Source organism: Pyxidicoccus sp. M15, assembly GCF_056858435.1.
Map to the genome: position 1 here is coordinate 2,694,995 of NZ_CM166495.1, position 20,338 is coordinate 2,715,332.

Consider the following 20,338-nt stretch of genomic DNA (forward strand, 5'->3'; position numbering starts at 1 on the left):
TGAGACTAGAAGCGGGAGATGGCGAAGAAGGCCTTTATCTTGTCGTTCGTCTCGCGCAGCCGCTCACTCAGCGTGCGGACGAAGGTCCAGAGCAGCACGTACGCCAGGTCCTTGTCGGTGAACATGAGCTGGTCCAGCTTCGCGCGCTCGATGACCCACACCGTGCAGCTCACGTGGGCGATGGCGTCCGCCGAGCGGGGGGAGTCCTCGATTACCGCCATCTCTCCGAAATACTGCCCGGACTCCAGGATGGCGAGCGCCTCCTCGCCGATGCCGGGCACCGTCTTGGAGATGCGGACCTTGCCCTTCTCGATTACGAACATCTCCTGGCCGGCCTCTCCCTCGCGGAAGAGGAAGGCGCCCGCCGGGTAGTCCCGGGAGTGGCCGATTTGTGCCACCTTGGCGAGCTGGCCCTGGGTCAAACCCTCGAACAGCGCAACCTTCTTGAGGACCGCGGCATCCATGAGGCCAGCTTCGTATCACGTGCCCGAGGGCCTCTGGTACCTTCGGGGCTCCAACAGGACAGGGAGGACCAGGTGGCGGAGGAGAAGATCAACAAGGTGACCATCATCGGCTCGGGGCCGGCGGGCTACACTGCGGCCATCTACGCCGCGCGTGCCAACCTGCAACCCGTGGTGTTCGCCGGAGGCCCCACGCTGGACCACCCCCAGCGCGTCCCCGGCGGCCAGCTCATGGTGACGACGGATGTCGAGAACTACCCCGGCTTCCCGGAGGCCATCACCGGCCCGGAGCTGATGGACCGGTTCCAGAAGCAGGCCGAGCGCTTCGGCACCGTCATCCATATGGAGAACGTCGTGAAGGTCGACTTCTCCAAGCGCCCCTTCCGCATCGAGGGGGAGAGCGTGAGCTACCTCTCGGAGACGGTCATCATCTCCACCGGGGCCACGGCCAAGTGGTTGGACGTGAAGGGCGAGGACGCCTACAAGAACCGGGGCGTGTCCGCGTGCGCCACGTGTGACGGCGCCTTCTTCAAGAACCAGGACGTCATCGTGGTGGGTGGCGGCGACACGGCCATGGAAGAGGCCACGTACCTGGCGAAAATCGTCAAGCACGTCACCGTCGTGCACCGCCGCGACACGCTGCGCGCCTCCAAGGTGATGCAGGAGCGCGCGCTGCAGAACCCCAAGATTTCCTTCCTGTGGAACTCCGCGGTGGAGGAAGTCGTCGGCGGCCCCAAGGGCATGACGGGCGCGGTGGTGCGCAACCTGAAGACGGGTGACAGCCAGCTGCTCAACGTCACCGGCCTCTTCGTCGCCATCGGCCACACGCCGAACACGGAGCTGTTCCAGGGCATCCTGGAGACGCACCAGGGCGGCTACCTCAAGACGGTGCCGGGCAGCACCCGCACCAACATCGAGGGCGTGTTCGCCTGCGGCGACGTGCAGGACAGCTACTACCGCCAGGCCATCACCGCCGCCGGCACCGGCTGCATGGCGGCCATCGACGCGGAGCGCTGGCTCATCGAGCACGGCGAGTAGCCCCAAACCGTCGCGCGACACCGGCGAGCACTTCAAGAGGCCGGCCCGCATCCTTCGGGCCGGCCTTGCCATTCGAAGCAAGGACTCCAATCCGACCATGAGCACGAAGCAGAAGACGGTGGCGGTGCACGCCGGCAGCCGGTTGACGGGGAGCAAGGCGGTGCCCGTCTCTCCGGCCATCTACCCCTCGGCGGTGAACTGGTTCGACAGCAGTGACGACCTGGACGGCGCGCTGGACGGGAAGGACTACGCCTACGCCCGCATCAGCGCCCCCAACACCACGCTGCTGGAGGAGGCGGTGGCCGCGCTGGAGGGTGCCGACGCGTGCGTCGCGTACGCCAGCGGCATGGCGGCGCTCCGCTCCGTCTTCGAGTCGCAGGGCTTCAAGCCGGGTGACAGGCTGGTGATGCCGGCGGACGGCTACGGCGTCACGCGGCTGCTCTACAAGAACCTGTGCGCCACGCTGGGCGTGGAACTGCACGCGCTGCCGATGACGGACGCCCGCACGCCCGAGCGCATCCGCGAGTTGCGCCCGCGCATGGTGCTGGCGGAGAGCATCTCCAACCCGCTGCTGCGCGTGCCAGATTTGCGCGCCCTGGCGAAGGCGAGCCACGACGTGGGCGCCACGTTCGTGGTGGACGGCACCTTCCCCTCGCCCGCGGGGCAGCGCTCATTGGAGCTGGGCGCGGACTACGCGGTGCAGTCCACCAGCAAGTGGCTCAACGGCCACAGCGACGCGCTGGGCGGCACGGTGAGCGGCTCCCATGCGCGCATCGCCCCGCTGCGCTCGGCGCGCATCCTCGCGGGGGACGTGCTGGGCCCCTTCGAGGCGTGGCTCACGCTGCGCGGCCTGCGCACGCTGCCGGTGCGCATGAAGGCCCACGCCGAGCACGCGGCGCACGTGGCGAAGCGGCTGTCGGACTCGCCGCTGCTCGAGCGCGTCATCTACCCGGGCCTGCCCTCGCATCCGGACCACGCGGTGGCGAAGGAGGTGCTCAACGGCGGCGGCCCCATGGTGGCCTTCGAAATCAAGGGCATCGGCCGTCCGGAGGGGATGCGCTTCCTGGAGGGGCTGAAGGTCGGCCGGCCGGGCCCGTCGCTCGGGGACGTGTGCACGCTGGTGATGCACGCGGCCAGCGCGAGCGCGCGCCGCATGACGCCGGAGGAGCGCGCCACGGCGGGCATCCAGGAGAACCTCATCCGCGTGTCCGTGGGGCTGGAGGACCCGGACGACATCGTGGAGGACCTGCTCGGCGCGGTGGCGCAGGTGGTGCGCCGGTGAAGATGGTGGACGTGGGCGACAAGCCCAGGACGGAGCGCGTGGCGGTGGCCACCGCGCGGCTGCGCATGCTCCCCGCCACCCGCGAGCGCATCCTCGCGGGGAAGGTGGAGAAGGGGGACGTGCTCGCCGCGGCCCGGCTCGCCGGCATCATGGCCGCCAAGCGCACCCCGGACTTCGTGCCGCTCTGCCACCCGATTGCGCTCGCGGGCGTGGAGGTGACGCTCACGCCGGAGGAGGCGGGGTTGTCCGTCCGCGTGCAGGTGAAGACGGTGGACCGCACCGGCGTGGAGATGGAGGCCCTCACCGCGGCGTGCGCGGCGGCGCTCACCGTCTATGACATGTGCAAGAGCGTGGACCGGGGCATGGTGCTGGAGGCCGTGCAGCTCGAGCACAAGGCCGGAGGCCGCTCCGGCACGTGGCAGCGCGAGGCGGAAGGCCCGGTGGAAACGCCGGCGCCGCGAGCGCGCGGCGGCAAGCGCAAGGGTGGCGCGCCCGGCGCGAGTCCGGCAGCGAAGAAGCGCGGCGGCGAGGCGGAAGGTCTCCGTCCGGCTCCGGCTTCCGAGGCGCGTGGCACGAAGGGTGACGCCGAGCCCACGCTTCCGATTTTCGAGCCCCGTGGCAGGCAGCATGGCGGCAAGGCCGAACCCGTACCGCCCGCGCCCGTGGCACGGGGGGCGCGGCGGGACAATGCGGCCGCCGCCCCGCGCGAAGCGCCTGCGCCCCGGGCACGCACCGGGAAGCAGGGGGGACGCGCGGAAGGCGTGCGGTCCGCACCGGCGGCCACCGCACGGGAGGCGAAGCGGAGCGAGGCGGCAGGCGCGCCCCGCGAGGCTCCGGCTGCCACCGTGCGTGGCGGGAAGCGGAGCGAGGCGGCAGGCGCGCCCCGCGAGGCTCCGACTCCCCCCGCGCGTGGCGGGAAGCGGGGGAAGCGCGTCGGTGAGGCGGAAGGCCTGCGCGAGGCCCTGGCCACCGTCGTCAGTGCCGGGAAGCGCGCGGAGCGGAGCCGTTGAGACGGTGAGGGTGGGGCCGCGCGACCGGCCCCGACCCACCCGTGTCGGGTACGGCTGGCAGCCGCTTTCAGCGCGCTACCGCCACGACAGCGCGAAGGTGGTGCCGGCCCCGTCGCGTGAGAGCACCTCCACGCGCACGTCGCGGGCTCCCGACAGCTCCAGGCAGGCTTCCAGGATGCCCTGGTAGTAGCCCGGCTGCTCCAGCACCTCGTTGATCCACAGCTCGCAGCGCGTGGGGCCCCGCTCGGTGAAGCGGGACTCCACGTAGTTGTCCGCGCTGCGGAACGTCTCGTTGATGCGCCGCATCGCGCGCAGCGGGCCCAGCAGCCGCCCCATGCTCACCATGGCGCGCCCCAGCGCGGTGCGCTCCACGCTGCGCGCCAGCATCTGCCCCAGCAGCCGGTACGCCTCATCGGTGGGCACGCCCGGGTAGAGGTCCGCGACGATGATGGCCAGGCTGCGCCTCCACGTGTCGAAGGTGTACGCGGGCCGCAGCCGCTCCGTCGCGTCCAGCCCCACCTGCCTCAGCGCGCTGTACGCCGCGGGCGACAGGCGCAGACGCACCGAGGGCTGGAGCAGCCAGTCGACGGTGTGCTCGAAGATGACGCGCTGCCTCGGCGCGGGCTCGGCCCGGGCCTGCTCCTCCGATGCGTGCATGGCGCGTCTCCTGGAGTGCTCCGGCGGGTGTGGCGCCGGAGGAGCAGGATACGAGGAGCCCACCCACTTCCCGGAAGCGTCCGCGTCCGCCCATCCGATGGCTCCCGGACGTTGCGCGCGCGCCGTGTTCATCCCGCGACGCAAGCAGCGGCGGAGGATACAATGGGTCTACTTCGCTCCACCGGCCTCCGCGCGCAGCCGCTCCTGGAAGAAGGCCACCACCACCAACGAGTGGGTGATGTGGCCCTCCAGGATGAGCCGGGACACGTCCGAGCGCGGGTGCAGCTCCACGGCGATGTCCTCGCCCTCGTCCTGCTGCCCCGCGTGGCGCTTCACGCAGTCCAGCGCCAGGAAGCTGAAGCACCGGTTGGGCTGGAGCGCGGGGTTGGGGTGCACGGCGCCGAGCGGCACCACGCGGCCCGGCACGTAGCCCGTCTCCTCCTCCAGCTCGCGCGCCGCGGCCACCGCCGGGTCCTCGCCCGGCTCCACCATGCCGCCGGGAATCTCCAGCGTGGCGGACTGGATGCCGAAGCGGAACTGCCGCACCAGCACGAGCTCGTCCGCCGTCGTGACGGCGATGACATTCACCCAGTCCGAGCAGTCCACGAGCACGCGCGACGCCTCGTGGCCCGTGCGCGGGTCCGCCCAGCGGTCCTCGCGCACCTTGAGCACGCGGTAGTCGAGCTCCAACCCCCGGCGCAGTCGCAGCCAGGGCTTCACCGTCTGGGACACGTGGATTTCCTCCCGGGCCGGGCAGGCCCGGCGCTTTCAGTTGAGCAGCGAGGCGCGCTCGCGCAGCTCGCGGGCCGTCAGCTCCAGCCTGTCGCGGTCCGGCGCCTCGGGGGACAGCTCCAGGCACCGCTCCACGTCCTTGAGCGCCGCGCGGTAGGCGCCCAGGTTGGCCAAGAGCGCCGCGCGCGTGCGCAGCTCACCCGGGTGGTCCGGCGCCAAGAGCAGCAGCAGGTCCACCACGGCCAGCCCGCGCTCGCAGTCCTCGCGGCCCAGGTACACGCGCCGCAGGTTGGACAGCATGCGGTAGGTAATCAGCTCCACCGGCGCCGGGGCCAGCATGGCCCGGTCGAACTTGAGCTGCGGCGCCACGCGCTTGAGCAGCTCCTCGCAGCCGTGCTCCGTGAGGATGTCCCCGTGGTGGAACGGGTCCATGACGAGCTTGTGGTCCCCCGCGTCGTGCGCCACCAGGAAGTGGCCGGGGAAGGGCACGCCATACAGGGAGATGCCCGCGCGCCGCGCCACCTCCAGGTAGACGACGGACAGCGTTATCGGCAGCCCCACCTTCCGCTCCAGCACCTGGTTCAGGAAGCTGTTCTCCGGCGAGTGGTAGTCGTCCTCGTTGCCGCGGAAGCCCTCGATGTCGGCCAGCACGTGGCGCAGCGCGCGCAGCGGCGCCAGGGCCTCGCCCTTGTCCTTGAGCCGCTCCGCCTCCACCTGCACCCGACACGCCAGCACGTCCAGCATGTGCAGGCAGCCGGGGGCGTCCAGCGTGGGGTGGTCCAGGGTGGCGATGGCGAGCGCAGCCAGGTCCAGCCGGGGCGGCTCGGCGGCCAGCGCCGACACCAAACGCTCCCGAGCCAGCGGCGGGCTGAATCCAGAGGGAATACTCACGGCGGGAACCAGTAACCCACGGCGGGCCGGACGGCAAAGGCAGGCAGACGACCGTCAGATTGCAGGCGGAGCAAGCGGCAGCCGTCCCTTGATTTCCGCACGCAACGCCACCTGGGCCGAAATCAGCCCGGACAGGATTCCATCCTCGAACTCGAATGTAGGGTGTTCCTTGAGTTGCGGGAAGTCGTGGGGATTGCGCAGCTCCTCGGGGGAGATGTTGGGCACGGCCTCGCGGGCGAGCCGCATTACCTTGGCCTGCTGTTGAGAAATCATCCGGTCGAAGAGCTGGGAGGAAAGCTCCAGCATCTCCTGGGCCAACTGCTCTGTCATGAGGGGGCCTACTCCTGTGCGATGTCCCACTTCGCCCGGCGGTAGCTGTAACGGAAGGCGGACGCGTCCGCCTCCTTTGCGTTGCCCTCGGTCTCCCGGCCGTCCAGGAAGGCCACGAAGTCGAACTGGCGGTCCTCCCGGCCGTACTCGGCGTCGAAGACGCGGACCAGCTCATTGGCGGGCAGGGTGCGGCGGCCGGCCACGTCCACCAGGGGAACGCTCAGGCCCTTCATCTCCGTGGAGGGGGCGTAGGACTTCCAGACCAGCTCCGTGCACACGAGCGTCTGGTCGGAGAAGAAGTCGAAGTTGAAGTCGTAGGGGCGGCCCTGGAAGGAGAAGGCGCGCAGCACGGCGCGGGCCTTGTCCAGCTTGGACACGCGGGGGCGCATGACGCCCAGGTAGTCCACGCGCATGCCGTGCTCCAGGCCGGTGAAGGACACGCCCTCGCTGATGGACTCGATGATGCGGATGGGGTCTCCGTGCGGGTCCTTCCCGGTGTACTCGGCCCACTTGGTGGGGAAGGCCTGGGCCAGGTGCTGCGAGAAGGAGGCGGGCTTGCCGGGCAGGGTGGCGGCCCAGGCCTTCACGTCCGCGTCGTCGTCGAAGTAGGCGGCGAGCTCGTCCGGGGTGCCGACGAAGAGCTCCGCGTGCGGCCAGAAGCCCGGCAGGCCGACGTTGGAGAGGTACCAGTTCTGCCGGGCCACCATGATGTCGCCGGGCTCCATGCGCTTGAGCACGGCGAGCGCCTGCTCGCGGGCGATGAGCGGCTGGCCGATGCGGCGCACGCGCGTGTCGCCCATCCACTCGGCCACGGCGCGCTGCACGGGGAAGAAGGCGCGCTGCGCGCCGTCCACGGTGAGGTCCGCCGCCGCCTTGGCGAACAGCGTGGCGCCACGCTTCACGAGCAGCCCCTTCGCCACCTTGCTGTTCTCCTTCATCTCCTGCATCACCCATGGCACGCGCGGGGCGTCCAGCGCGCCAGCGCGCGACAGCAGCGGGCGCAGCTGCTCCTTGTAGCCGTCACCGGTAATCAGCTGCGTGGTGGTGGCCACGTGGATGACCTTCTCCTTGAAGCGGGCGAAGGCGCGCGGGGGCAGGCCGTACTCGGGGGCGGGCTCGTCCAGGAGGACCTCCAGCTGCTTGCGGCCGCCGGTCAGCTCCGCGTAGGTGAGGCCGTGCGCGAGCTCCGTGGTGAGCGCGCCGTGGGTGAGGAGGAAGCCCCAGGCGTGCTTCTTCGGCTGCGTGAGGGAGGGCACCTTCACGAAGTCCCAGTAGCGCTGGCGGATGACCTCGGTGGAGACGAAGTAGTCGAAGAAGGCGGCCCAGGTGGTGAGCAGCAGGCGCTTCTGGTCTGGCGAGTACGGCTCGGTCTGCTTCTGGAGGTAGACGGCGCGCGACTTCTTCACCGACTCCTGCAGGCCCCGCAGGCCCGTGGCGTAGCGCTCCAGCTGGGCCAGGTCCCGCTGGGCCTGGGCGACGAAGGCGGCCTCATCCAGGGCGTAGACGTCCGCGGCGGCGGTGGGCGCGGCGGCGGCGGGCGCGGTGGCGGGCGTGGCTGGCGGGACGGCGGGCGTGCTGGCGAGCGCAAGCCAGGCGAGCAGGAGGGGTGCGGCGGGCATGGGCGTGGGGCTCCGGCGGGAACAGGGGCTGCGAGGCCCACTCTACCTCGGGAAGGGGCAAAGGCGGCTGGCCCCCTGGCCGGGCAGGGGGTGGGACGGATGCGGGCCGGGTGGTCCCGTGCACCGGGCATCCCCATTTTGTTCCTACCCAAGCACTGCGCCCGGGCCATGACGTCCGGGCAGAAAGGCAGAGTCACGATGGCATACGGACTCGCGGAAGACCCCGGGCTCTCCATCACCTCGCACCTCGACTCGGTGGACTACCCCGCGGAGCGAGAGCAGATCGTGCGGGCCGCGGAGGACAGTGGCGCTCCCGTCGACATCATCAACGTCCTCAAGTCGCTACCGCGGACGGAGTACGCGTCGCGCGAGCACGTGATGAGAGACCTTGCGGAGGCGGCGAGGCGGTTCGGCGCGCCCTGGCTGAAGGACGACGATGGGGTGGACAGGGACCGGCGCAACATCGGGAGAGACCTGGTGGAGAACGCGCCCGAGGGCCACACGCGGCACCCGTGAAGTACCGGTCCATTGGATGAGGAAGCGCTCGCGGGCGCTGGCGGTTTCTGCCAGCGTGCGCGGGCGCATGCGTCCAGGCCTCCTGTTGATCTGTCTCATGCTGTCCCTGACCGCCGCCTGTCGAAGGGCGCCGCCGCCGATGGTCCCCATGGCCGCGCGGCCGCCGCCGGTGCGGCTCGACTTCCAGCCTCCCGTGGACCGCGTTCTCACCGAGACGGTGCGCGCCGTGCGCGTGGTGGAGCGCGGTGGCACGGCCGTGCGCGAGGAGGCGGAGCTGACCACGGAGACGCGCTTCACGCCCGCGGAGGGTGGGTGGCTGCTGGCGCAGGTGGTGCCGCGCTCGCGACTGGTGCGTGGGGGCGCGGCGCAGGGCGTGCAGACGAAGCCGGGTGGCGGCTCGCAGCCGGGGCCCGCGCAGGGCTCGCCGCAGGGGGCCGCTCAGGGCTCGCAGCAGGGGGCCGCTCAGGGCTCGCAGGGCGGTGCCGTGGACAGCTCGCCGCAAGGCGGCGCGCAGGGCTCACAGGGCGGTGTCGTGGACAGCTCGCCGCAAGGCGGCGCGCAGGGCGCTTCCTCGGGCGGCACCGAGGTGGACACCTGGGTGGACGACGTGCTCACGCGCTTCACGCTCCGGGTGCGGCTGGCGGCGGATGGCACCTTCGTGAAGCTGGTGTCGCCGGAGTCCGCGCTGGAGGCCCTGCGGCACGTGGTGCCGGCGGGGACGGATGCGGCGGCGCTGGAGCGCTTCTTCTCGCCGGAGGTCCTCGAGTCGAGGACGCGCCGCGAGTGGGAATCCCGCTACTCGGGCCTGTTCCAGCGCAACCTCATGGAGGGGCAGCGCATCTGGGCGGTGGACGTGTTGCCGGTAGGGGAAGCGCAGCTGGCGTACGTGCTGGAGCGCACGGTGCAGGGCACGCGGGACACGGAATACGGCGACGCGCTGGTGCTGAGCCTGCGCTGTCTGGACGCGCTGCCGGCGGATGCGCCGGCCGAGCTGACGGATGCGTGGGAGACGGCGGGACGGCCACGGTTCACCCCGGGCGTGACGTGCCAGGGCGAGCAGCTGGTGGCGCGGGGCCGCTTCGTCCCGGTGAGTCGGGAGCTGACGGTGAAGGCAGCGGTGGCGGGGGAGCAGTGGACCGTCACCACGGAGTCGCGAGCGCAGGGTCTTCAGGAGGAGGCGCGATGAGCTGGGAACAGAACCTCGTGGAGGACGAAGCGGGCGTGGAGCGCGTGGTGCAGGGCGCGCGGCGGGTGGCGGTGCTGGGCATCAAGACGGAGCAGCAGTCCGGACAGCCGGCCTTCTACGTGCCGGACTACCTGGCGCGGGCCGGCGTGGACGTGGTGCCGGTGCCCGTCTACTACCCGGACGTGACGCACATCCTCGGCAAGCCGGTGTTCCGGCGGCTCGCGGACGTGCCCGGGGACGTGGACCTGGTGGATGTCTTCCGCCGGCCGCAGGACATCGACGCGCACGTGGACGACATCATCGCCAAGAAGCCCAAGGCGGTGTGGTTCCAGTCCGGCATCCGCAACGACGCCGCGGCGGAGAAGCTGGCGAAGGCGGGCATCCAGGTGGTGCAGGACCGCTGCCTGATGGTGGACCACCGGCGGTACGGCAAGCGCTGAGCGCGCCGAGCCCGAAGGCCCGCGCCAGGCTGCGCGCGGGCCCGGGCCGTCACTCAGTACTGCCCGGCAATCACCTTGGGCAGCGCCTTGCGCAGGTCAGGCAGGGGGCCAATCTGCTGCGAGCTGGACGCCTGCGCGGTGCCGTTGTTGCGCAGCAGGCCGCGCATCTGGATGCTCGTCAGGCGGCGGCCGTTGGCCAGCGCCACGCCCTGCGCGCTGGCGGCGGCGCCGACGACGATGGGCGAGGCGCTCGACGTGCCGCTGAAGGTGGACGTGTAGTACTGGTCCTCGCCGTTCGCGGAGCCGAACACGTTGCCGTAGCCCAGGGAGTAGACGCGCTCACCCCAGCCGTGCACGTCCACGCGGCTGCCGTAGTTCGTCCAGCACATGGGCACGCGCGTGGTGGCGGTGCTGGCGCCCACGACGATGGCGCCCGAGTCACGCACGCTGCGGTTGAAGGCGTTGCCGTACGCCGCCGCGTCCAGGTTGGCGCTGCCGTTGCCCGCCGCCTCCACGACGATGACGCCGTTGGCCGTCGCCGTGCGGATGGCGTCGTAGTTCGCCGTCCAGTACTCCATGGCGATGTAGTTGCACTGGCTGGTGTTGCACGTGCAGGCCGTGCCGTCCGACGGGCCTCCCGCGTGCAGCTCGATGAGGACGATGCCGCCCAGGCCCACGGCCGTGGCCGCGCGGGAGATGGCGCTCGCGGTGCTCTGCGAGGCGATGCCCTCGATGCCCACGCGCGCCGCGTTCGCGATGCCCGTCGTGCCGTACGCATTGGACACGCTGGCAATCTCACCCAGCACGGCGGTGCCGTGGTTGCGCCAGCCGAGGTCCGCGTACTGCGTGCCGCCCTGGTAGAACATCGCCGGCATGTCCTCGTGCGTGGTGCGCCAGCCGCCCTCGATGTCCACCACCTTCACGTTGGTGCCCCGGCCGCCCGCCACCGTCCAGGCGTAGTTGGCGTCCACGCCACCGGGCGCCGCGTTCAGGTAGCCCTGGTTGGACTGGTACAGCGGCGTGGTGGGGGGGATGTCCGCCGCGGCCAGCAGGCTGCGCAGCGCCGCGTCCATGCCGAAGTTCACCATGGCCGGCTCCGGCGGCGGCTCGGCGTAGGCCACCTCCACGCCGTCCAGGCGGTTCAGCTCCGCCACCAGGTCCGCCACGCCTCCGGCGGTGGTGCCCGGCAGGAGCGGCACCTCGAAGTAGAGGTTCAGGTCTGCGAGCTGCTGACCGCTGCGCGCCTCACCGGCGGCCTTGCGCGCCTCCAGCACGGGCTCGGCCTCCTCGAAGAGGCGGGTGGGGGCGCCGAGGCGCGGCGCGCGCTGCAGCAGGGACTCCACGGCGGCGGCATCGGCGCGCAGGCTCGCGTCGCTCAGGCCGCGGCCGGCCAGCAGCGAGCGCTCCGCCTCGCCCCGCTCGGAGGCGACGGGCACCAGGCGGTTGTCGCGCAGACGCACGCGGCTGCCCTCGTGGAACTTCACCACGATGCGCTCCACGAACATGTCGCCGGCCAGCTCGCGGCCGGTGTGCTTCTCTGCAAGGCCACGGGGCTCCAGCTGCTTCGGAGCGGCCCCGGCGGCGGGCGCCAGCGCCAGGAGGGACAGGGACAGCAGCGCACCACGCAGGGGACGCATGGACAGGAAGGACGACGTCGGCATGGACTGCCTCCACTTCGAGAAGAGGACGGCCGTGAAGCGCGCCCCGGCTCATGCCGGGTGAAACGCGAATCACGCGGAGGTCTTACAATCCAGGTCTGTCATCGAATCCGTGATGACTTCGGGGCGGTGTTCAAAATGAAACAGGAGCGACACCCGGCCCCCCGGGCCCCGGGGGCTCGTGTCGCTCTGCGTCATCCGTGGGCCCGGCTCACCACTCCGCTTGCGCGAAGGGCACCGGGGGCCGCGCCAGGGCGCGCTCGGCGGACAGGCGCGCCTGGTCCAGCGCGTCGAAGCCGCGCTCCATCGTCGTCGGCGTCACCGGCGGCAGGTTGGAGACGACGACGTAGACGGGCACCTGCCGCTGCTCCAGCACGGTGAGCTGGAGCCGGAAGTGGTCTCTGCGGAGCGCCGCGGAACCGGACGCCAGGCCCTGCGCGTACGCCATGGGCCCGCCCACCACCTTGCGCGTCCGGCTGGGCAGGAAGTGCACGAGGATGGCATCCAGGTCCTTCCCCACCGCGCTCTCGTTGAGCGACAGCGCGGGCGCCTTGTCCACCAGTCCTCCGTCCCAGTAGAGGTTGCCCTCCAGCGGCACCGCGCGGAACAGGCCCGGGTAGGCGCAGGTGGCGTGGACGCGCGCGGCCAGCTCGCCCGAGGTGAAGACCTCGTGCCGGCCCAGCGTGAGGTTGGACGCCACCAGCAGCAGCGGGTGCGGCAGTTCCTCGAAGGTGCGCACCGCCAGCGTGTCCTCCAGCAGCCGCCGGAAGCGCTCGCCCTTGAGCAGGCCCGTCATCCCGTGACCGATGGCGTCCGCGTTCAGCACCGCGCCAATGGGGTCCGGGTCCCAGAAGTTGGCGCGCGTCTGGCGCAGCACCAATTCCTCAATCGCGTGGACGGGGATGCCCGCCGCCGCGTACGCCGCCACCATGCCGCCGGCGGAGGTGCCCGCGTACGCCTGGGGCTTGAGCCCCGTGGCCGCCAGCCCCTTGAGGAAGCCGGCGTGCCCATAGAAGCCGAAGTAGCCCGCGGAGAGGACCAGGCCGAACCGCTTTCCATCGAGGAGCTGGTGCAGGGTGGGAGAGGCCATTCCCAAGGATGTACGCCACTGTCCGGAAACAGGCAACGCGATGCGTCTAGAGAGTGCTGGCGGTCGCCTGAGTATCGACGTATGTTGATGCGACGATATGGAGGAGCTCTCCCAGTCATTCCGGGTGCTCGGAGACCCGACGCGCCTGCGCATCCTGCGGCTGGTGGCCGAGGCCCCGTTGAACGTGACGGAGCTGGTGTCGCTGGTGGGCGTGGCGCAGTCGTCGGTGTCGCACCACCTGGGCAAGCTCAAGGGGTTGGGGCTCCTGCGTGAGGAGCGGCAGGCGGGCTTCAGCTACTACTCGCTGGCGCTGGAGCAGGAGGACTCGCGCTGGCCGCTCATCCGGCTGGCCCGCGAGGCGGAGGACGCGGCGGGGGACTCGGCGCGGCTGAAAGACCTGCTGCGCGCGCGCGAGGACCGGCAGGCGCTCAACGAGCGGCTCCTGGAGCCGGGCCAGTCGTGGTTCTTGTGGGCGGGGGCGCTGGCGTCGCTGCTGCCGCCGCTGGACGTGGCGGACTTCGGCTGTGGCACCGGCGTGCTGAGCGTGGCCATTGCGCGCTGGGCGCGGCACGTGTGGGCCATCGACCAGAACGCGGACGCGCTGGTGCAGGCCCGCGAGCGCGCCGGCCGCGAGGCGCGCTCCAACATCACCTTCCTGTGCGAGGACCTGCAGCGCCTGTCGTTGAAGGCGGGGCGGATGGACCTCGTCGTGATTTCGCAGAGCCTCCACCACGTGGAGTCCCCCGCGGCGGCGCTGGCCGAGGCCGCCCGCCTGCTCAAGCCGGGCGGCCGGCTGGTGTTGCTGGAGCTGATGCCGCACGAGGAGCGCTGGGTGCTGGAGCGGTTGGGCCACCGGCACCTGGGCTTCGCGCCCGAATCCCTCGAAGCCGCCCTGCGCGAGGCCGGCTTCACGTCCCTCACCCGCGAGACGCACGCGCGCGACGGGGCCAGTCCCTTCCGCGTCTTCCTGCTGACCGGAGTCAAGCCATCATGACGAGCCACCTGCCCGCCGCACTGCCGCCTCCTTCCGGTGAGAACGGCCGCCGCGTGGAGGCCCTGCGCACCGCCATGCGCGAGCGCGTGCTGGTGCTGGACGGCGCCATGGGCACGCTGCTCCAGAACCACGACCTCAAGGCGGCGGACTTCGGCGGCGCGGAGTACGAGGGCTGCAATGAGAACCTGGTCCTCACCCGGCCCGAGCTCGTGGAGAGCATCCACGCGCGCTACTTCGCTGCGGGCGCGGACGTGACGGAGACGGACACCTTCGGCGGCACGCCGCTGGTGCTCAACGAGTTCGGCCTGGGGCACAAGGCGCTCGAAATCAACGAGGTCGCCGCCCGGCTCGCGCGCAACGCCGCCGCCGCCGCCGAGGCGAAGGACGGCCGCATGCGCTGGGTGGCGGGCTCCATCGGCCCCACCACCAAGGCCATCAGCGTCACCGGCGGCATCACCTTCGAGGAGCTGGTGCAGAACTTCGCCGTGCAGGCGGAGGGGCTCGCGCTCGGCGGCTCCGACTACCTGCTGGTGGAGACGGCGCAGGACACGCGCAACGTGAAGGCGGCGCTCCTCGGAATCGAGCAGGCCTTCCGCAAGCTGGGCTACTCGCTGCCGGTGGCGGTGTCCGGCACCATCGAGCCCATGGGGACGATGCTCGCGGGGCAGAGCGTGGAGAGCCTCGCCGCGTCGCTGGAGCACGCGGACCTCTTGTACCTGGGGCTCAACTGCGCCACCGGCCCGGACTTCATGACGGACCACCTGCGCTCGCTGTCCGCGATGAGCCCGTTCCCCGTGTCGTGCGTGCCCAACGCGGGACTGCCGGACGAGAACGGCCACTACCTGGAAACGCCGGACATGATTGCCCGCTCGCTCAAGCGCTTCTGTGAGCAGGGCTGGCTCAACGTGGTGGGCGGCTGCTGCGGCACGCACGCGGGCCACATCGAGACGCTCTCGCAGGCGGTGAAGGGCTTGAAGCCCCGCAGCGCCTCGCCCCGGCCCCGCGCCTCGCTGTCCGGCGTGGACTACGTGGAGGTGAAGGACGACGAGCGCCCGCTCATCGTCGGCGAGCGCACCAACGTCATCGGCAGCAAGAAGTTCAAGGAGCTCATCGTCGCGGGCCAGCTCGACGACGCGTCGGAGATTGCCCGCGCGCAGGTGAAGCGGGGGGCGCAGGTCATCGACATCTGCCTCGCCAACCCGGACCGGGAAGAGCTGGAGGACATGCGCGCCTTCCTGGAGGTGGTCGTCAAGAAGGTGCGCGTGCCCCTGATGATCGACTCCACGGACGAGCGCGTCATCGAGATGGCGCTCACGTACAGCCAGGGCAAGGCCATCATCAACTCGGTCAACCTGGAGGACGGCGAGGAGCGCTTCGAGAAGGTGGTGCCGCTGGCGCGCCGCTTCGGCGCGGCGCTGGTGGTGGGCTGCATCGACGAGGTGGGCATGGCGGTGCCGCGCCAGCGCAAGCTGGAGGTGGCGGAGCGCTCGTATGAGCTGCTCACGAAGAAGTACGGCATGAAGCCGGAGGACCTCTACTTCGACCCGCTCGTCTTCCCGTGCGCCTCCGGCGACGCGCAGTACACGGGCAGCGGCGTGGAAACGATTGAGGGCGTGCGCCTCATCAAGGAGCGCTTCCCGCGCTGCAAGACGGTGCTGGGCATCTCCAATGTGTCCTTCGGCCTGCCCACCGCGGGCCGCGAGGTGCTCAACTCCGTCTTCCTGTACCACTGCGTCCAGGCGGGCCTGGACATGGCGCTGGTCAACTCGGAGAAGCTGGAGCGCTACGCCTCGCTGCCGGAGGAGGAGCGCAAGCTGGCGGAGGACCTGCTCTACAACCGCGGCGTGGACCCGGTGACGCCCTTCGCCGCGCACTTCCGCGAGCGCAAGCCGGCCCGCGCTGCGGTGAGCAGCCTGCCGCTGGAGGAGCGGCTGCAGCGCTACATCATCGAGGGCACGCGCGACGGCCTCACCGCGGACCTGGATGAGGCGATGAAGAAGTACGCGCCGCTGGAAATCATCAACGGCCCCTTGATGAAGGGCATGGACGAGGTGGGCCGCCTCTTCGCCGCCAACGAGCTGATTGTGGCGGAGGTGCTCCAGAGCGCCGAGTCGATGAAGGCCGCGGTGAGCCACCTGGAGCCGCACATGAGCAAGGCCCAGGCGGCCATGCGCGGCAAGGTGGTGCTGGCCACGGTGAAGGGCGACGTGCACGACATCGGGAAGAACCTGGTGGAAATCATCCTCGCCAACAACGGCTTCCACGTGGTGAACCTGGGCATCAAGGTGCCGCCCGAGCAGTTGGTGCAGGCGGTGCGCGAGCACCGGCCGGACATCCTCGGCCTGTCGGGCCTGCTGGTGAAGAGCGCGCACCAGATGGTGGCGACGGCCGAGGACTTGAAGCGCGCGGGCGTGGAGACGCCGATTCTGGTGGGCGGCGCGGCGCTCAGCCGCAACTTCGTGGACCGCAACATCGCCCCGGCCTACGGCGGCGGCACGGTGGCCTACGCGCAGGACGCGATGAGCGGCCTGGACCTGGCGAAGCAGATTGTGGACCCCAGCGCGCACCAGAAGCTGCGGGGGGACCTGGCCGTGCGCCGCGAGAAGCTGGCGCAGGAGGTGAAGGAGCGCCCGGCCCCGGCGCCCCTCGTGTCGCGCGGGCGCAGCGCCGAAATCCAGGTGCCGGAGACGGTGCCGGCCGCGCCGGACTTCGAGCGGCACGTGCTGACGAACACGCCGCTGGACCACATCTGGAAGTTCATCAACCCGGTGATGCTGTACGGGCGGCACCTGGGCCTGCGCTCCTCGTCACGCGCGCTGGGCACGCCGGCCGAGGCGGAGCTGGCGAAGACGGAGGAGGGGCGCAAGGCGCTGGCGCTGAAGGAGGCGGTGGAGGAATTGAAGGCCGTGCTGCGTGGCGGGCTCATGCACGCGCGCTCCGTCTTCCAGTTCTTCCAGGCGGGCAGCGACGGCAACCGGGTGGTGCTCTTCGACGGGAACACCGGGAAGGAGGCGGCGTCCTTCGACTTCCCCCGGCAGGACCGCGAGGGCGGGCTGTGCCTGGCGGACTATCTGCGGCCGCTGGAGGGCGGCAAGCCGCGCGACAACGTGGCCATGTTCGTCGTCACCGCGGGCGCGGGCATCCGCGAGCTGGCGGAGGAGCTGAAGGCGAAGGGCGAGTTCCTGAAGATGCACGCGGTGCAGGCGCTCGCGCTGGAGACGGCGGAGGGCTACGCGGAGCTGCTGCACACGCAGCTGCGCAGCATGTGGGGCACGCCGGACCGCCCGGACATGACGATGCTGGAGCGCTTCCGCGCGGAGTACTCGGGCAAGCGCTACTCCTTCGGCTACCCCGCGTGCCCGCGCCTGGAGGACCAGGCGAAGCTGTTCGCCGCGCTGCGCCCGGAGGAAATCGGCGTGCAGCTCACCGACGGCTGCATGATGGAGCCGGAGGCCTCGGTGTCCGCCATCGTCTTCCACCACCCGCAGGCCTCGTACTTCTCCGTGACGTGAGCGGTGGGCGGCGGCGCGTGGCTTGGAAGCTGCACCGGGTCCACGCGTCCCCTCTGGCCGAGAGGGGCCACACCCCGCTGGAGAGCCCCCGTGTCTGACATCCGTGTCGTGCTGCTCGTGCTCGCGCTGTTGCCGGGCGCGGCGCTCGCCCAGTCCACCGCGTCATTGCAGCCTCCGCCGCTCATCGGCGTGGAGGACGTCGCCGAGGCAGAGCGGGAGGAGTCCGTCCCGTCCGAGGCGCGGCCCTCGCGGCAGGCCGAGCAGGTGGAGTGGGCGCCGGAGCCCGGGGGGCGGGTGGCGGGCCGGGTGCTCCTGGAGTCCATGGGGGGCGCGGTGGGCGGCGTGGGCGGCGCCTTCATGGGCATGGTGGCCACGCTGCCCTTCGGTGGGCTGGAACTCGGCTGCGATGGGGGGACCTGTAACGGCTCGGGTCTGGTGGGTGGGGCGCTCGTGGGCTGGTCGCTCGGCGCGGCGCTGGGGGTGTATGGCGCGGGCTCGATGCTGGACGGGCGGGGACGCTTCCTCCCCACGGTGGGCCTGGGGTTGCTGGCGGGGGGCGCGGCGGCGGGCCTGTACATGTCGGACATCGGCGCGGAGCAGGTGTTTCCCCTGCTCATCCTGCTCCCGCTGGCCACGTCCATCGTCACGTATGAAGTCACCTCGTCCTGGGCGCAGCCCCAGCCGCGCGCACTCGCGGCGTCGGCTCGCGGCGTCGGCACGTGGTGGACGCCCACGGTGGGCGTGTCCTCGCGCGGTGGCACCCTTGGGCTGGCGGGGCGCTTCTGACGGGGGGTGTTGAATGGCGGTGTGGCTGCGCCCTCGAGGCCATTGGCGCGCAGTGAGCGCGCCCGCGGCTAGAAGCGAGTGCCCAGGCTGACGCCGGCGGTGAGGAGGTCGCCTTCGTAGATGGGGCCGGTGGTGAAGGCCTCACCGACGATGATGCGGTACGTGGCGCGTGCACCGGCCGTCACGCCGTTGAACCGGTACTCGATACCGGCCGCGAGCGGGAACTCCGAGACGAAGTCATTGCCGAAGGGCTGCTCGTCCGCCTCGCCGCTCGTGTCGATGTAGCTGACGCCCAGGCCCGCGCCGACGAAGGGCTTCCAGCGGCCTCCGAGCGTGGGCCCGAGCTTGGCGGTGGCGCCCAGGTTGTGGCGCCATAGCGCGCCGGTGTTGACCTCCGCGAAGCCATTGGCCGAGCCCTCGTAGCCGGCCTCCAGGCCGAGGCCCGGCAGGAGCGGCACCTCCGCCTGGATGTCCATGAAGGCGCCCGCGTCCGTCTGGCCGCCGAGCGCTCCGGTATAGGTCGCCAGCCCCGTGTGCACCGTCACTCCCGGGGCGCCGAAGCCGGGGGCCGGCTGCAGTGCCGGGTCGGTCCTCTGCGCGAGGGCCGGGGCGGCCAGCAGCGCCGCCGCCAGGGTGCCCGCCCGCCATGCGTGTCGCGTCATCGCCGCGTCCCTCCTCGGCCCGTTGGGAATGCCTGCGTAAAAGCATGGGGCCAGTCCCGGAGGTCCGGAACCCGGCACGCGGGGGATGTTGAGCAGCCCCGGCGGGAGGGGCGAGCGGCTAGAGTGGGTACATGAGCGCCCCGAACATCCGCCGAGCCGTCCAGCTGCTGCCCGCCTGCGCCACCACCGGAATCGGGAGCCTGCCGCACACGCAGGTGGAGCTGGGGCTCCAGGCCGCGCTGGCGCAGGACATCCCCTTCCTGCCGCAGCTGCCGGTGGGGCACCCGTCGGAGCTGATGATTCCCGCCGCCCTGGAGGGCGTGCCGGGCCTTTCCTTCGACGCGGAGGGGCTGTGCACGGTGGACCTGGCGGCGTGGGAGGCGGGCCGCGCGGACTTCGAGGCGCGGCTGGAGGCGGCGCTGTCCGCCGGGAAGCTGGAGGCGTACGAGCCCTCGCCGGAGGGGTGCCGCGCCTGGAGGCCCTTCTTGTGGGAGGTGGAGACGCGCAAGCTGGCCTTCGCGAAGGCGCAGCTGGCGGGGCCCTTCACGGTGCGCTCGGTGGCGCGCGTCTCGACGGGGCAGCCCGCGCTGGAGGTGCCGGGGCTGGACCAGGCGATATTCCGGCTGGTGCTGGCGCGCTCGCTGGCCATGGTGAAGGCGCTGCGGCGCGCGGGCACCACGCCGCTGTTCTTCCTGGACGAGCCGGGGCTCTACGCCTTCCAGCGCACGCAGCCGCGGCACCTGCTGGCGCTGCAGGAGCTGAAGCTGCTGGTGGTGGCGCTGCAGCGCGAGGGCGCGCTGGTGGGCCTGCACTGCTGCGGCAACACGGACTGGGGCGCGCTGCTGGACGTGCAGCCGGACCTGTTGTCGCTGGACGTGCGGCTGTCGCTGGATGCGATGGTGGAGGAGCGCGAGGCGCTGGAGCGCTTCCTCGCGTCGGGCGCGACGCTCAGCCTGGGCATCGTCCCCACGGACCTGGCGTCCGCGTACGAGGTGGCGGAGCTGGTGGACTCGGTGGAGGCGTCGCTGAAGGCGGCGCTGCCCCAGGGCTTCACCTTCCCGCAGGTGGTGTCCACCGTGGTGCTGACGCCCGCGTGCGGGCTGGCGATGCGCTCGGTGGTGGATGCCGAGCGCATCCTGGAGGAGCTGAAGGCGGCGCAAAAGCGGCTGCGCGGGGCGCTCGAGGCGGAGCGTCCCGCGGCCCGACAGATGCCCAATCCCCACTGAGGGGTGTGCGGCTACTGGCGGCCGAGGCGCAGCTCGCGCTCCGCCTGGAACCAGTCCTGCTCGGGGTTGCCGGGCGTGCCGTCGCGGGCGAGGAAGATTTCGTAGGCGCGCCGCGCAATCTGCTCGTGGGTGGGGCTGTTGCGCGGCGCCGACGTCACGGGCTCCGCGTTCGTGGAGCGCGCGGGCATGCTCGCCGGCGTGTGGGGGGTCTGCTTGTTGGCGGTGTTGCGCGCCATGGGAGCCTCCTC

Annotated in this window: 19 protein-coding genes and 1 pseudogene; 10 read left to right on the top strand and 10 right to left on the bottom strand. The window is 71.4% G+C overall.

Translation table 11 applies throughout. The annotated features are described in order from the left end of the window. Window positions 1–5 precede the first annotated feature (5 nt). Window positions 6–464 (bottom strand): Crp/Fnr family transcriptional regulator, encoded by a 459-nt coding sequence (locus ACX9TP_RS10880; RefSeq protein ID WP_163995823.1) that lies wholly within the window; start codon window positions 462–464, stop codon window positions 6–8. 72 nt (window positions 465–536) lie between these two features. Between ACX9TP_RS10880 and trxB the strand changes: the two genes are divergently transcribed. The 3 genes and pseudogenes from trxB to moaC form a co-directional block, all read left to right on the top strand. Further along, window positions 537–1,499: a thioredoxin-disulfide reductase gene (gene trxB, locus ACX9TP_RS10885; RefSeq protein ID WP_482979645.1), complete on the top strand. Its 963-nt coding sequence runs from the start codon at window positions 537–539 to the stop codon at window positions 1,497–1,499. 97 nt (window positions 1,500–1,596) lie between these two features. Then, window positions 1,597–2,781, top strand: coding sequence for a trans-sulfuration enzyme family protein (locus tag ACX9TP_RS10890; RefSeq protein WP_482979646.1), 1,185 nt, complete (start codon window positions 1,597–1,599; stop codon window positions 2,779–2,781). Beyond that, window positions 2,778–3,260, top strand: a pseudogene (gene moaC, locus ACX9TP_RS10895) (cyclic pyranopterin monophosphate synthase MoaC); the annotation flags it as partial. The gene ACX9TP_RS10890 and the pseudogene moaC, both read left to right, overlap by 4 nt. A 606-nt stretch (window positions 3,261–3,866) precedes the next feature. On the opposite strand, the gene ACX9TP_RS10900 reads toward moaC, so the two are convergent. The 5 genes from ACX9TP_RS10900 to ACX9TP_RS10920 form a co-directional block, all read right to left on the bottom strand. Next, window positions 3,867–4,448 carry a DUF2378 family protein gene (locus ACX9TP_RS10900; RefSeq protein ID WP_482979647.1) on the bottom strand — a complete coding sequence of 194 codons (582 nt, stop codon included), beginning with the start codon at window positions 4,446–4,448 and terminating at the stop codon, window positions 3,867–3,869. Between the two features lie 168 nt (window positions 4,449–4,616). Continuing rightward, on the bottom strand, window positions 4,617–5,180 hold the full coding sequence (locus tag ACX9TP_RS10905) for an NUDIX hydrolase (protein ID WP_482979648.1): 564 nt from the start codon (window positions 5,178–5,180) through the stop codon (window positions 4,617–4,619). Between the two features lie 36 nt (window positions 5,181–5,216). Beyond that, entirely contained in the window at window positions 5,217–6,041 is an 825-nt protein-coding gene (locus ACX9TP_RS10910) for a SirB1 family protein (protein ID WP_482982149.1), read from the bottom strand. Window positions 6,042–6,125: 84 nt separating this feature from the next. Beyond that, on the bottom strand, window positions 6,126–6,401 hold the full coding sequence (locus ACX9TP_RS10915; RefSeq protein ID WP_482979649.1) for a hypothetical protein: 276 nt from the start codon (window positions 6,399–6,401) through the stop codon (window positions 6,126–6,128). A gap of 8 nt (window positions 6,402–6,409) precedes the next feature. Then, on the bottom strand, window positions 6,410–8,020 hold the full coding sequence (locus ACX9TP_RS10920) for a YiiX/YebB-like N1pC/P60 family cysteine hydrolase (RefSeq protein WP_482979650.1): 1,611 nt from the start codon (window positions 8,018–8,020) through the stop codon (window positions 6,410–6,412). Window positions 8,021–8,218: 198 nt separating this feature from the next. Here ACX9TP_RS10920 and ACX9TP_RS10925 point away from each other — a divergent pair, with 198 nt between their 5' ends. The 3 genes from ACX9TP_RS10925 to ACX9TP_RS10935 all read left to right on the top strand — a co-directional run bounded on the left by ACX9TP_RS10925 (window position 8,219) and on the right by ACX9TP_RS10935 (window position 10,162). Next, entirely contained in the window at window positions 8,219–8,536 is a 318-nt protein-coding gene (locus tag ACX9TP_RS10925; protein WP_482979651.1) for a DUF2795 domain-containing protein, read from the top strand. A gap of 97 nt (window positions 8,537–8,633) precedes the next feature. Further along, the gene (locus ACX9TP_RS10930; protein WP_482979652.1) at window positions 8,634–9,722 is read left to right on the top strand and encodes a hypothetical protein; all 1,089 of its coding nucleotides are present in this window, start codon (window positions 8,634–8,636) and stop codon (window positions 9,720–9,722) included. Further along, the gene (locus tag ACX9TP_RS10935; protein ID WP_482979653.1) at window positions 9,719–10,162 is read left to right on the top strand and encodes a CoA-binding protein; all 444 of its coding nucleotides are present in this window, start codon (window positions 9,719–9,721) and stop codon (window positions 10,160–10,162) included. Before ACX9TP_RS10930 ends, ACX9TP_RS10935 begins: the two co-directional genes overlap by 4 nt. A gap of 53 nt (window positions 10,163–10,215) precedes the next feature. Here the strand turns inward: ACX9TP_RS10935 and ACX9TP_RS10940 are convergent, their stop codons facing one another. Then, entirely contained in the window at window positions 10,216–11,823 is a 1,608-nt protein-coding gene (locus ACX9TP_RS10940) for a S8 family peptidase (RefSeq protein ID WP_482979654.1), read from the bottom strand. Between the two features lie 208 nt (window positions 11,824–12,031). Next, a complete protein-coding gene (locus tag ACX9TP_RS10945; RefSeq protein ID WP_482979655.1) occupies window positions 12,032–12,910 on the bottom strand; it encodes a patatin-like phospholipase family protein in 879 nt (292 codons plus the stop codon). A 97-nt stretch (window positions 12,911–13,007) separates the two neighbouring features. On the opposite strand from ACX9TP_RS10945, the gene ACX9TP_RS10950 reads away from it, so the two are divergent. The 3 genes from ACX9TP_RS10950 (at window position 13,008) to ACX9TP_RS10960 (ending at window position 18,202) form a co-directional block, all read left to right on the top strand. Continuing rightward, on the top strand, window positions 13,008–13,904 hold the full coding sequence (locus ACX9TP_RS10950) for an ArsR/SmtB family transcription factor (RefSeq protein WP_482979656.1): 897 nt from the start codon (window positions 13,008–13,010) through the stop codon (window positions 13,902–13,904). Then, window positions 13,901–17,416, top strand: a complete 3,516-nt coding sequence (metH, locus tag ACX9TP_RS10955) for a methionine synthase (RefSeq protein ID WP_482979657.1) — start codon at window positions 13,901–13,903, stop codon at window positions 17,414–17,416. The genes ACX9TP_RS10950 and metH overlap by 4 nt, the downstream gene beginning before the upstream one ends. 90 nt (window positions 17,417–17,506) lie before the next feature. Further along, window positions 17,507–18,202 (top strand): hypothetical protein, encoded by a 696-nt coding sequence (locus tag ACX9TP_RS10960; RefSeq protein ID WP_482979658.1) that lies wholly within the window; start codon window positions 17,507–17,509, stop codon window positions 18,200–18,202. 68 nt (window positions 18,203–18,270) lie between these two features. Here ACX9TP_RS10960 and ACX9TP_RS10965 read toward each other — a convergent pair whose 3' ends face one another. After that, window positions 18,271–18,864, bottom strand: a complete 594-nt coding sequence (locus tag ACX9TP_RS10965) for an outer membrane protein (protein WP_482979659.1) — start codon at window positions 18,862–18,864, stop codon at window positions 18,271–18,273. A 131-nt stretch (window positions 18,865–18,995) separates the two neighbouring features. Here ACX9TP_RS10965 and ACX9TP_RS10970 point away from each other — a divergent pair, with 131 nt between their 5' ends. Continuing rightward, window positions 18,996–20,090, top strand: coding sequence for a uroporphyrinogen decarboxylase/cobalamine-independent methonine synthase family protein (locus ACX9TP_RS10970; RefSeq protein ID WP_482979660.1), 1,095 nt, complete (start codon window positions 18,996–18,998; stop codon window positions 20,088–20,090). A gap of 11 nt (window positions 20,091–20,101) precedes the next feature. Here the strand turns inward: ACX9TP_RS10970 and ACX9TP_RS10975 are convergent, their stop codons facing one another. Beyond that, a complete protein-coding gene (locus ACX9TP_RS10975; protein ID WP_482979661.1) occupies window positions 20,102–20,326 on the bottom strand; it encodes a DUF2934 domain-containing protein in 225 nt (74 codons plus the stop codon). Window positions 20,327–20,338: the final 12 nt, after the last annotated feature.

What these genes read in the sequence shown, in the direction of transcription:
- ACX9TP_RS10880 (WP_163995823.1), bottom strand. Translation starts at nt 464, where the DNA reads ATGGATGCCGCGGTCCTCAAGAAGGTTGCGCTGTTCGAGGGTTTGACC.
- ACX9TP_RS10890 (WP_482979646.1), top strand. Translation starts at nt 1,597, where the DNA reads ATGAGCACGAAGCAGAAGACGGTGGCGGTGCACGCCGGCAGCCGGTTG.
- ACX9TP_RS10900 (WP_482979647.1), bottom strand. Translation starts at nt 4,448, where the DNA reads ATGCACGCATCGGAGGAGCAGGCCCGGGCCGAGCCCGCGCCGAGGCAG.
- ACX9TP_RS10915 (WP_482979649.1), bottom strand. Translation starts at nt 6,401, where the DNA reads ATGACAGAGCAGTTGGCCCAGGAGATGCTGGAGCTTTCCTCCCAGCTC.
- ACX9TP_RS10920 (WP_482979650.1), bottom strand. Translation starts at nt 8,020, where the DNA reads ATGCCCGCCGCACCCCTCCTGCTCGCCTGGCTTGCGCTCGCCAGCACG.
- ACX9TP_RS10925 (WP_482979651.1), top strand. Translation starts at nt 8,219, where the DNA reads ATGGCATACGGACTCGCGGAAGACCCCGGGCTCTCCATCACCTCGCAC.
- ACX9TP_RS10930 (WP_482979652.1), top strand. Translation starts at nt 8,634, where the DNA reads ATGCTGTCCCTGACCGCCGCCTGTCGAAGGGCGCCGCCGCCGATGGTC.
- ACX9TP_RS10935 (WP_482979653.1), top strand. Translation starts at nt 9,719, where the DNA reads ATGAGCTGGGAACAGAACCTCGTGGAGGACGAAGCGGGCGTGGAGCGC.
- ACX9TP_RS10940 (WP_482979654.1), bottom strand. Translation starts at nt 11,823, where the DNA reads ATGCCGACGTCGTCCTTCCTGTCCATGCGTCCCCTGCGTGGTGCGCTG.
- ACX9TP_RS10945 (WP_482979655.1), bottom strand. Translation starts at nt 12,910, where the DNA reads ATGGCCTCTCCCACCCTGCACCAGCTCCTCGATGGAAAGCGGTTCGGC.
- ACX9TP_RS10950 (WP_482979656.1), top strand. Translation starts at nt 13,008, where the DNA reads ATGGAGGAGCTCTCCCAGTCATTCCGGGTGCTCGGAGACCCGACGCGC.
- metH (WP_482979657.1), top strand. Translation starts at nt 13,901, where the DNA reads ATGACGAGCCACCTGCCCGCCGCACTGCCGCCTCCTTCCGGTGAGAAC.
- ACX9TP_RS10965 (WP_482979659.1), bottom strand. Translation starts at nt 18,864, where the DNA reads ATGACGCGACACGCATGGCGGGCGGGCACCCTGGCGGCGGCGCTGCTG.
- ACX9TP_RS10970 (WP_482979660.1), top strand. Translation starts at nt 18,996, where the DNA reads ATGAGCGCCCCGAACATCCGCCGAGCCGTCCAGCTGCTGCCCGCCTGC.
- ACX9TP_RS10975 (WP_482979661.1), bottom strand. Translation starts at nt 20,326, where the DNA reads ATGGCGCGCAACACCGCCAACAAGCAGACCCCCCACACGCCGGCGAGC.